At 51.2% G+C, this 10,507-nt stretch carries 9 protein-coding genes; all 9 read right to left on the bottom strand.

What is annotated here, in order from left to right; all coding sequences use genetic code 11:
- Window positions 1-817, bottom strand: an 817-nt coding sequence (locus tag ACLTD4_RS31080) for a glycoside hydrolase family 36 N-terminal domain-containing protein (protein WP_412331839.1), incomplete at its 3' end; no start/stop codon positions are given.
- Between the two features lie 30 nt (window positions 818-847).
- Window positions 848-2,032, bottom strand: a complete 1,185-nt coding sequence (locus ACLTD4_RS31085; protein ID WP_117622720.1) for a trans-sulfuration enzyme family protein — start codon at window positions 2,030-2,032, stop codon at window positions 848-850.
- A gap of 101 nt (window positions 2,033-2,133) precedes the next feature.
- The gene (locus tag ACLTD4_RS31090; RefSeq protein ID WP_002605700.1) at window positions 2,134-2,817 is read right to left on the bottom strand and encodes a FadR/GntR family transcriptional regulator; all 684 of its coding nucleotides are present in this window, start codon (window positions 2,815-2,817) and stop codon (window positions 2,134-2,136) included.
- A gap of 57 nt (window positions 2,818-2,874) precedes the next feature.
- Complete coding sequence (locus tag ACLTD4_RS31095) at window positions 2,875-3,873, bottom strand: ABC transporter ATP-binding protein (RefSeq protein ID WP_055659831.1); 999 nt, start codon at window positions 3,871-3,873, stop codon at window positions 2,875-2,877.
- Window positions 3,870-4,898, bottom strand: a complete 1,029-nt coding sequence (locus ACLTD4_RS31100) for an ABC transporter ATP-binding protein (RefSeq protein WP_002605702.1) — start codon at window positions 4,896-4,898, stop codon at window positions 3,870-3,872. Before ACLTD4_RS31100 ends, ACLTD4_RS31095 begins: the two co-directional genes overlap by 4 nt.
- Window positions 4,899-4,937: 39 nt before the next feature.
- Window positions 4,938-5,870: an ABC transporter permease gene (locus ACLTD4_RS31105; protein WP_002605703.1), complete on the bottom strand. Its 933-nt coding sequence runs from the start codon at window positions 5,868-5,870 to the stop codon at window positions 4,938-4,940.
- A gap of 11 nt (window positions 5,871-5,881) precedes the next feature.
- Window positions 5,882-6,835 carry an ABC transporter permease gene (locus ACLTD4_RS31110; RefSeq protein ID WP_002605704.1) on the bottom strand — a complete coding sequence of 318 codons (954 nt, stop codon included), beginning with the start codon at window positions 6,833-6,835 and terminating at the stop codon, window positions 5,882-5,884.
- A gap of 177 nt (window positions 6,836-7,012) precedes the next feature.
- Complete coding sequence (locus ACLTD4_RS31115) at window positions 7,013-8,734, bottom strand: peptide ABC transporter substrate-binding protein (RefSeq protein WP_117622721.1); 1,722 nt, start codon at window positions 8,732-8,734, stop codon at window positions 7,013-7,015.
- Between the two features lie 26 nt (window positions 8,735-8,760).
- Complete coding sequence (locus ACLTD4_RS31120; protein WP_117622722.1) at window positions 8,761-10,083, bottom strand: Gfo/Idh/MocA family protein; 1,323 nt, start codon at window positions 10,081-10,083, stop codon at window positions 8,761-8,763.
- Between the last annotated feature and the right edge of the window lie 424 nt (window positions 10,084-10,507).

Raw genomic sequence — 10,507 nt, forward strand, 5'->3', positions numbered from 1 at the left:
TTCTCGTTGTCCCCATGGTGTCAACCTCGGCACTGGCAAGAAAATTACCGCTGTATACAAGGGCGGCCGCGATAACTTCCCCCGCCGACTCCCCCGCATCCGGTCTCAGCAGAGCCAGAAATGGGTTAAACTGATGGCTGCTGTGGCCTCTCATGCTGTGAACCGACTGTAGTCCCTGGTGCAGCGGATGGAAGTCGGGATAACGCTCCCGCCCCCAGGCGCCGGCCAGATCGAGCATCGTATAGCGGCTGTCCGGCAGATCGAGGCTCAGACTCATGGCCTGCTCCAGCCGGATTCCCTGACACCCCTCCAGACATTCAAACCGGGCATTTCTGGCAACCACCGGAAAATCACTGTAAATAGTATAACTCAGCACCAGCCGCACGCGGATCAGGCTGTCCTCTAAATACAGCTCCAGAGAACAGGCTTCCCCATCATCCTCCACATACGTGGCCGGAAGTCCCTCAAGCGGCTTTTTTCCTGCAAAGATGCGGTGCCCTGTATAGGTAAATCCGGTTATACGGCTTCCATTTCCGCAGGTAATGGAGTAAGCCGGATAACGCATATCCCCCGTTCCGTACACCGGATACTCCAGCCGCACATGCTCCCTGGAAAATGTATTATCGCCCTCAAAAGGACACGGCGCCATATCTCTCACCGCATATTCCAGCATATGGCCATAGTCTTCCCTGTCGCGAATCCTTTTTCCATAGTACAGCTGCCCGACAGAGCGGTCAGGCAGAAGTTTCATAATATAACTGATTTCCCGGTTATAAAGGTGGAACTCTTCCGTTCTCTCGTGAAAAACAATAGCCATATCCTGTAATCCCCCTCTTTCGTCACTCTGTCACAGACAGGACAGCGCATGTTCCAAATCCGCCTTCAATACGTCTGCGCCTTCCAGTCCGCAGTGAATTCGCAGTACGTTCTGATCCGCTCCCAAAAACTGGCACGCCTCCTCATCCTGTCTCGCGTGCGGCATACAGACAAGACTCTCAAAACCGCCCCAGGAAACGCCGATCTTAAACAGCTTAAGCCGCTTTGCCACTTCCTTGGCCTGCTCTGTGCTGCCTTCTATCTCAAAACTCAACAGCCCCGTATTTCCGCTCTGCTGCCGCTTCATCAGCTCATACTGCGAATGGGACAAAAGTCCCGGATAATAGACCTTTCTCACCTTCGGATGGTTCTCTAAGAACGCCGCTATATCCATGGCCGTCGCCTGATGGCGTTCCACACGCACCTCCATCGTCCGCAGACCGCGTATGATCAGCCACGCCTCCATCGGACCGATGATTCCGCCAAAGAGCTCCCTCTGCTGTCTCAGGCGCGCCATGAGCTCCTCGTCCTTCACGGCGAGTACACCTCCGATAATATCGCTGTGTCCGCCCATATACTTGGAGGTGGTGTGCATCACAATATCAGCCCCCAGCTCCAGCGGCTTCTGGTAAATCGGCGTACAGAAGCTGTTGTCAATATAGACGTAAGCGTGGTGTTTCCTCGCTGTCCTGGACACCGCCTGAATGTCCTGAAGGGACAGTACGACAGAAGAAGGGCTCTCCAGGATAATCAGATCCGTCTGATCCGTGACGGCATTTTCAAATTCCTCCGGCTCATCCCCTTTTACATAGGTGACGCTCATATCCAGGTGTTCCCTGCAGTATTCATTGAGAAATGTCTTTAATGGTCCATACGCGTTCCGAATACAGACCACATGGCTCTTTGTTTTACAGACAGTGAGAACCGCCGTCGTAGCCGCCGCCATGCCCGAGGCAAACGCCAGCGCGCCGGTCCCGTGCTCCAGAGCCGCCACCTTGTCCTCCAGAATCCGCACCGTCGGATTCTGCACCCGCCCATAGCAGTATGTATGTTTGTCCGTCTTGTCACTGTCATAGTAATCATCAATGGTCTCAAATACATTGAGTGAGTTCATAAAAATCGGAGGAACAACGGCATTATAATAATGCTCATATTCCTCCCCATAATGGGCTGTCACCAGCTTATCACTTTTTAAATACTCCGATTGATCTGTCATCTCATATCCCCTTTCCAACACCTATATGCTATGTGATAGGTTTACACAGGGGAGCACGAATCTCCTTCTTTGCCGCCCCCTGAAGCCTTATCCGATTTCCATTACCGCTGTTGTCTGATATCTCTGTAAACTGCCTCTAAAAGCTTGTCATTGATGGACTGGGCCTTCCTTACATTCTTTTCACAGATGGCCTCATAAAGTTCCTCATGGAGCGGGATACTCTCCAGAAACGGGTCCTCCATATTAAGAGGGAACTCCCAGAACTTCTCCATCACATTGTTTAAGGACAGGATTAGCTGATACATCACCTGGTTATGGCAGAGACGGTAGATGGTATAGTGGAATTTCTTGTCCTCAGCCGTCTGCTGCAGGCCCCTCCGGTATTTGCTCATCAGAATATCCTTAATTTCTCCCAGCTCCTTTAACTCCTCGTCGGTGATGGTGTGGATCAGCATCCGCAGAATCTCCCGTTCCAGAATCTTGCGCACTTCCAGCGCTTCCAGAAGACGTTCCTTTTCCTGTGTGAAATCAATGACCTGTACACCGTCGGCATCCACCAGACCGCCCACATAGGCGCCTTTCCCATTTTGAATCTCCAGAATCCCCCTGGCTTCCAGTGTCTTCATGGCCTCCCTCAGGGAAGTCCTGCTGACCCCCATCATGGCCAGCAGGTTCTCCTGCGAGGGAAGTTTGTCCCCCGGATTTAAATCATGTTCTCTGATATAATCCAGAATAAACCGTATGATCTCGGACTGGAGGGAAGTCCTCTTTATCTTATTAACCATCGTGCTCTCTCTCTTAAAATAATATTTTTTTAACCATATCATAATAAACAGAGACTGTCAATCAACGCCCTTTGCCTGGTTCAAAAGATGGCAGGAAACGTAATGTCCCGCCTCGATTTCCCTAAGCTGCGGTGTCACGCTGCGGCATTGTTCCGTGGCGTATTTACACCGTTTTTCAAATCTGCAGCCCTCCTTGCAGTTGATCGGACTTCCCACCTCGCCCTCCAGCGGAATCAGTGTCTTCGAGCGCTCAAATTCCGGATCCGGTACGGGAATTGCCGACAGCAGTGCCTTCGTATACGGGTGCTGCGGATTCCGGTACAGCTCCGCGCTGGATGCCAGCTCCACGATATGTCCCATGTACATGACGCCCACCCGGTCGGATATGTGTTTCACCATGGATAAATCATGGGCAATAAAGAGGTACGTCAGCCCCAGCTCCTTCTGAAGGCGCACCAGCAAATTGACCACCTGAGCCTGGATCGACACATCGAGAGCCGATATGGGTTCATCACAGACGATAAACTTCGGGTCCACGGCCAGCGCCCTGGCAATGCCGATTCTCTGACGCTGTCCGCCGGAGAATTCGTGAGGGAAGCGGTTCGCATGTTCCTTGTTGAGCCCCACCAGGCTTAACAGCTCATGCACCCGCTCCATCCGCTCCTTACCCGGATATAAATCATGGTTCTTCATTCCCTCCGCCACGATGTCGCCCACCGTCATTCGCGGGTCCAGGGAGGCGTAAGGATCCTGGAAGATGATCTGGGCGTTCTTTTTAAACCATTTTATCTCATCCTTCGTCTTTAACTGGCTCACATCTCTTCCGTCGAACTCGATAGTCCCCGAGGTGGCCGGATACAGCTTTACGACGGTTCGTCCGCAGGTCGTCTTGCCGCATCCCGACTCCCCCACCAGCCCCAGGGTCTCCCCAGCGCAGATGTCGAAGGACACGTCATCCACCGCCTTTAAAATCCCCTTTTTCCGCACCGGAAAATACTTCTTCAAATGTTCCACATGGACCATGGGTTTCTGATTATCTTTATCCATCCCTGTCATGATTCAAAAACCCTCCTTATATCATCGTAATCGAATGCCTCCCTGGCCATCGGATGATGGAGCCAGCAGGCTGCCTTATGGGTATCTGACACCTCCGTATATTCCGGCGGCGCCTGACGGCAGATTTCCATGCAGTACTTGCACCTTGTGGCAAATCCGCAGCCCTTCGGCGGCGAGATGAGATCCGGCGGCGTCCCCGGAATTACCTCCAGCTGCGCCTTGTTCTCCACATTCAGCCTGGGTACCGCGTTTAACAGGGCATTGGTGTACGGGTGCTGCGGCGCATTGAAAATGTCGAAGACATTGCCATATTCCACAATGCATCCCGCATACATAACCGCGATCGTATCCGCCATACCGGCTACAACTCCCAGATCGTGGGTAATCATGATAACCGATGTATTGTTAGCTTTCTGTATCTCCTTCAGCAGTCCGATGATCTGCGCCTGAATCGTGACATCCAGCGCCGTAGTCGGCTCATCCGCAATCATCAGCTTCGGATTGCAGGCCAGCGCGATGGCGATTACCACTCTCTGACGCATTCCGCCTGAAAATTCATAGGGATACTGATGCACTCTCTCATCCGGATTGGGAATATCCACCTTTTTAAGCAGCTCCACGGCCCTCTGCATGGCTTCCCGTTTTCCCACCTTCTGGTGTTCCACGATGCTCTCCATGATCTGCCGCCCGATCTTCATGGTCGGATCCAGAGATGTCATGGGATCCTGGAAGATCATGGCCGCATCCTTGCCCCTGTAATCCTGCCACTGTTTTTCCGTAAACCTTAAAATATCCGTGCCTTCAAATAAAATGCTGCTCTCTTTCTTTACCTCTCCCGGGGGTGAGGCGATCAGCCCCATAACCGCCTTGGAAGTCACCGTTTTACCGCTTCCGGACTCCCCGACGATTGCCATGGTCTTTCCGGCGTCCAGCGTAAAATCCACGCCCCGGACCGCCTGTACCTCCCCGGCATATGTATGAAATGAAACCTTTAAATTCTTAACCTCAAGTAATGGTTGACTCATAGGTGATGCCTGCCTTTCCTTTATTATTCACAAACAGTGCTACTGGCGCAGTTTCGGATCAAATGCATCCCTGAGTCCATCGCCCAGCAGGTTAAATGCCAGCATGGTCACAGAGATTGCCAGCGCCGGGAAAATCAGCTCATGAGGATAGTAGGACATCTGCTGCTGGCCCAACGCGGCCATAGCGCCCCAGCTTGTCAGCGGCGGCTGGATTCCCATACCTACGAAGCTTAAAAACGCTTCCGCAAAGATAAAGGATGGTATGGAAAAGGTTGTATTGATAATAATCAGGCTCAATGTATTGGGAAGCAGGTGCGTTACGATGATCTGAAGAGGAGGCGTTCCCAGCGCCCGGGCTGCCAGAACGTATTCGCTCTCCTTCAGCTCCAGCACCTGGCCTCTCACGATTCGCGCCAGATTCGTCCAGCTTGTGATACACAGCGCGATCAATAGGGAGGTCATGCCCTTTCCCAGCACCACGGACATGATAATAACCACCACCATGTACGGCACTCCCACCAGGATTTCCACAATTCTCATCATGATATCATCCACAAGTCCGCCGCAGTACCCGCTGATGCCGCCATATAAAACTCCGATGACGAGTGACACGATCGCGCCCACGATACCAATCGTTAAGGAGATTCTTCCCCCCATCCAGATTCTCGCGAAGATATCCCGTCCCAGATCGTCCAGTCCGAACCAGTGCTGCAAGGAGGGCGTCTGATTCGTAAATTCAATATTCTGCTCATCAAACGGGTGTGGATAAATATACGGCCCTATGGCGCACATCACCAGAATTAACAGGAGCACCACCAGGCTCACCATAGCTACTTTATTCTGTTTTAATCTCCGGACCGCGTCCTGCCAGTAGGAGATACTGGGGCGCACCACGGACTCTGATTTCTGTTCATCCACCCCGACACGCCGGAATAGATCCTTTGTTACTGTCATTTCATTTCCCTGTTCCATGGCTCTCCTCCTTACTTTCCTTCAATGATGCCCTTACGGACTCTCGGGTCAACGATTGCATATAAAATATCCATCACGACAATCGAAAGAATGAAGATGAAGGAAAAGAATATGGTCGTAGCCAGAACCATCGGGTAATCACGGCCATTGACGCTGTCCACGTAGTAACGGCCCAGACCCGGTATGGAGAAAATCCTCTCGATCACGAAGGACCCCGTCACAATTCCCGCCACCTGCGGCGCCACGATCGAGATAATCGGAGTGATGCTGTTGCGGAGCACGTGGCGTGTAATGATTTTCCAGTTGGACAGCCCCTTGGCCTTGGCCAGCAGGATATAGTCAGAGCTCAACACATCCAGCACCGAGGACCGCATAAACCGCGAATACGTAGCCAGGCCGCCGATCGATGCCGCCAGCGTCGGCAGCGCCGTATAACGGAAAATGTCGGGAATCTTCATCCCTGGAGACACCCAGCCGACAATTGGAAAATAATCTCCGCCGCCATATTTCTGGAGCAGGGCGGCAAAAACGAAGCTTGGGATGGATACCCCCACAATTGCGATAAATATCGTAATGAAATCGATCCACGTCCCCCGGTGGAAGGCCGCCAGAATTCCCAGAAGCAGACCGAGAACCAGTCCTAACACCACGGCCTGAATCCCCAGCCTTGCAGAAGCCGGAAAACGGTCCTTAATAATCTGATTCGCAGTAAGGCCCGGAGTCTTATAAGACTCTCCCAATTCTCCGTGAAGAAGATTCTTCAAATAAATAACATACCGTTCCCCCATCGGCTTATCCAACCCCCAGCGGGCCTTTAAGTTCTCCACCACAGCCTCGGGAAGCACCTTGGTGTCCGCCTGCATCGGATCGCCCGGTATGACGCTGACCAGGAAGAAGGTTATTGTCAGAATTACCCAGAGTGTAACAATCATATAACCTATCTTCTTCAAAATATACTTTACCATCTTGAACCTCCCATCCTGTTTCTGATTCATGTGTTTCGTCGTAATCCATCTCTTACTGCATTGCATTAATAACGCACTACGAGTGCTTGATATCCGTGCAGTAATAGTCAGGCGCACAATGCGGGGCAGTAAATACCTGCCCCGCATTGTCAAAGTCCATGTTCCTGTCTCTTAATCCTATTCTACATATGCACTTTTCAGTTCGATTGCCGGGCCGCCGGCTCCATTAATATAGAAGCCCTTCACGCTGCTCTTTGCCACATTCTTGTCGTATGTAAAGGTAATCGGCGCCAGACCACAGTGTTCCACTGTGATAATCTTCTCTGCCTCTGCAAATTTCTCGCCGCGCACCTTCATATCGGATTCCGTCTTGCATGCCTCCACCAGCTCATCGTACTTCGCATCGGAGAAGAATGCCGGGTTGTTGCCGTCGCCGGTCATATAGCACTGCATAAATGTCATCGGATCATTATAGTCAGCGCCCCATCCGGTCTGGCATACCTGATACAGCCCCTTGGATACCTGGTTATTAAAGGATGAGTTGTCGGATGCCGTATCGATCTTAACAATCACGCCAAGCTTTGTCTGCCACTGGTTCTGGTAATACTCTGCCTGAACCTTCGTATCATTATCAGAGTTCTTCTGAAGGAACGTCACAGTAATCTGCTCTCCCTCTTTCCCGATCTCCTTTAAGCCCTCCTCCAGCAGAGCCTTCGGATCCTGAGCCAGAAAATCCTTCATCGGCTCCGGATAGATATCACGGAACAGTTCTTCGCCGATACTTAAACCGTAAGGAATCATGCCGTAAGCAGCCTGGTCCTTCTTCATAACATTTTTAACGAGAGATTCTCTGTCAAGCGCGATGGAAAATGCCATACGGATCTTCTCATTTGTAAAGATTCCATTGGGATCTTCATTGTTAAAGCAGATATAGCTGTATCTCGGCTGCGGTCCCTCTAAGAGCTGGACCTCGCCGCCATCGATTTTAGCCTTTAACGTATCTGCATACTCGCTGCGGACCTTTCTTAAGATATCAAGCTGACCCTGATTAAACATCTGCTCTCTCGTATTTTCGTCCTGCGCCAGCACCATGTTGACGGTTTCCAGCTTTACATTTGCCGCATCCCAGTAATTCGGGTTCTTCTTCAGCACGATCTTTGAACCGCGGACCCACTCTGATGCGTAGAATGGACCTGAGCTGCTGAGTTCCTCTGCCGTCGCACCGTAAGAAGAGTTCTTCTCGCCCTGCGTCTTGGATTCCGGAACCGGAGTCACATTGGCAAATGTCATCAGCTGTAAGAAATATGGAAGCGGTTCTGTCAGGGTGATTTCCAGCGTCTTGTCATCAACCGCCTTCGCCGCTACATCTTCCTTGCTCCCCTTACCCGTATTGAAATCCTCTCCGCCTTTGATGCAGTAGAAGATTCCCGCGTTGTGGCAGTTGACTTCCGGATCAAAAATTCTGCGTATGGAGTTTACATAATCCTGAGCCGTCACGGCCGTACCGTCGGAATACTGATTGTCTCTCAGCTTAAAAGTCCATACCAGTCCGTCATCGGAGGTCTCCCAGCTCTCTGCGCCTCCAGGCGTCACTTTTCCGTCCATCAGACGGATCAGCGTCTCCTGAATCTCCAACACGATTGCATTCTTCTGCTCGTCATCGGAACGGCCCGGATCCAGCGTATCCGGATCACTGAACATTGGAATGGTCACCACCTGTTCCACAGCACCCGCAGGCGCTTCTTCGGCCTTTGTTTCGCCTCCGGCCTTCGTCTCACTGCCCGCTGCAGTCGTCTGTGCACCGGTCGTATCCGGTGTAGATGTCTTGGAGCTGCCGCACGCGGTTAAGGATGCCGCCATCACTGTTGCCAGACATAAAGCTAACCATCTTTTTTTCATAAAATCCTCTCCTTCTCTAAAACATTTTAGGCAAATCTCTCACTACGTATAAATTCATCCAGGGCAACGCTTTCCCCCTCATGAATTCTGGAATATTCAGCCGCCAACGCAATGATATGGCTCTGTATCGACACATCGACGCCGGTTCTTAACTGTCCCTTCGTCTCGCCTTCCTCTACCGCCGCCAGGAAATCGTGGATCAGACGGTTATCACCTCCCGCGTGACCTGATAAATCTCCTGCCGTCGCATTGATATCATAAACCTCCGTCTCTTTTCCAAAATTCGTAACCTTCACAATTCCCGTATGTAAATCACCAATGATATCGCCCATAGTACCCATAACCTTGATATCGCGGCCGCCTCCGCTGGTAAATGCACTCATGGTAAAATTGACCGTCACACCGCCCTCAAATTCCATATTGACCACCTGATGGTCCACCACGTTGTTATCGCAGTGATAGACACAGCGGCCGTAAGGGCCGGTCTTAATCTGGTCATAAATGGCCTCCTCGGTCAGTGTCTGGGAGAGTACGCAGCACGGCCACGCATCGTCACCGGTCAGATTCTTCTCAACAACATTGCGGATTCCAGTGCCTTTATCCGTGATATAGATCTTTTCCGCATCATACGGACAGTTCTCCTTTGCCGCACATCCGTCGAGGCAGCGCATGGCACAGCCGTCCGGAGCCATGGATTCCTTAAATAAATAGGTGGAACCATAGGAAGAAACCCGTTCGCACTTCTTTTCCAGAAGCCACACAAAGATATCCATGTCATGGCAGCATTTTGCAAGAATCATCGGGCTCGTCTCCACAGAGTCGCGCCAGTTGCCCCTTACAAAGCTGTGAGCCTGGTGCCAGTATTTAACGTTCTCAATTCCCTGGACACTGACCACGTCTCCGATCTGTCCGGACTCGATCACCTCTTTTATCTTCGAATAAAATGGAGTATAACGGAGCACATGTCCCACAGCTACCATACGTCCATATTCGTGGGCCGTTTTCTGCAGAAGAAGACACTCCTCCAGGCTTGGGGAAATGGGCTTTTCGCAGAGAATGTGATATCCCTTCTTAATCGCCTCCACCGCCTGGGCCACATGCTGTTTGTCCTGGGTCGCTATCACCAGGATATCGGCGAGCTTCGGCTGTTTCAACAAGTCTTCCACCGTTTCAAAACAATTTTCAGGCGCTACCCCGTACTCTTCCCGGGCCGCCTCCCTCTTTCCGGCAACCGGGTCCGCCACCGCCACTACCTTCATCTCCTCCGGCGCTACAAGCTGATAATGGGCATAGATATCATTTCCCCGATTGCCCAGGCCTGCAATTGCCGCTGTTACTGGTCTCTTCATATTGATGTCCTCCTTGATATGAGCGCCTGACGGATCTTTACAAATCCCACAGGTGCGATACATGCCATCTCCGCTCCTTCTGCCTCTAAACCGGGTACGTAAAAAGGAAAGTAAGAGGATGGCTGATTGACATAATTCATAAGGCTTCATTTTCCGTCCATCCAAAGCCATGCGGGAATCATAAATAACATTGGACCTGTAAGCTATATGCTATATGCTATATGATAGGTTAAAAACTTAAAAAATAAAAAACGACCTCCTCGTTCTCATCTGCTTACATTAAAAATAGCATATTACTCAATATTTGTCAATATATCTATTCTTTTTTAGAACATTTGACGAACCCCTCCCTTATGGAGCCAGCACACAGCGGACTTTTTCACAGCCTGGCCGGAAAAGGGAGAGCGGGCGGCAGGGAGGGAAA

Source organism: Hungatella sp. (assembly GCF_046966825.1).

Bases quoted from the DNA above. Each gene is read 5' to 3' on its own strand.
- ACLTD4_RS31085 (WP_117622720.1), bottom strand. From the start codon at position 2,032: ATGACAGATCAATCGGAGTATTTAAAAAGTGATAAGCTGGTGACAGCC.
- ACLTD4_RS31090 (WP_002605700.1), bottom strand. From the start codon at position 2,817: ATGGTTAATAAGATAAAGAGGACTTCCCTCCAGTCCGAGATCATACGG.
- ACLTD4_RS31095 (WP_055659831.1), bottom strand. From the start codon at position 3,873: ATGACAGGGATGGATAAAGATAATCAGAAACCCATGGTCCATGTGGAA.
- ACLTD4_RS31100 (WP_002605702.1), bottom strand. From the start codon at position 4,898: ATGAGTCAACCATTACTTGAGGTTAAGAATTTAAAGGTTTCATTTCAT.
- ACLTD4_RS31105 (WP_002605703.1), bottom strand. From the start codon at position 5,870: ATGGAACAGGGAAATGAAATGACAGTAACAAAGGATCTATTCCGGCGT.
- ACLTD4_RS31110 (WP_002605704.1), bottom strand. From the start codon at position 6,835: ATGGTAAAGTATATTTTGAAGAAGATAGGTTATATGATTGTTACACTC.
- ACLTD4_RS31115 (WP_117622721.1), bottom strand. From the start codon at position 8,734: ATGAAAAAAAGATGGTTAGCTTTATGTCTGGCAACAGTGATGGCGGCA.
- ACLTD4_RS31120 (WP_117622722.1), bottom strand. From the start codon at position 10,083: ATGAAGAGACCAGTAACAGCGGCAATTGCAGGCCTGGGCAATCGGGGA.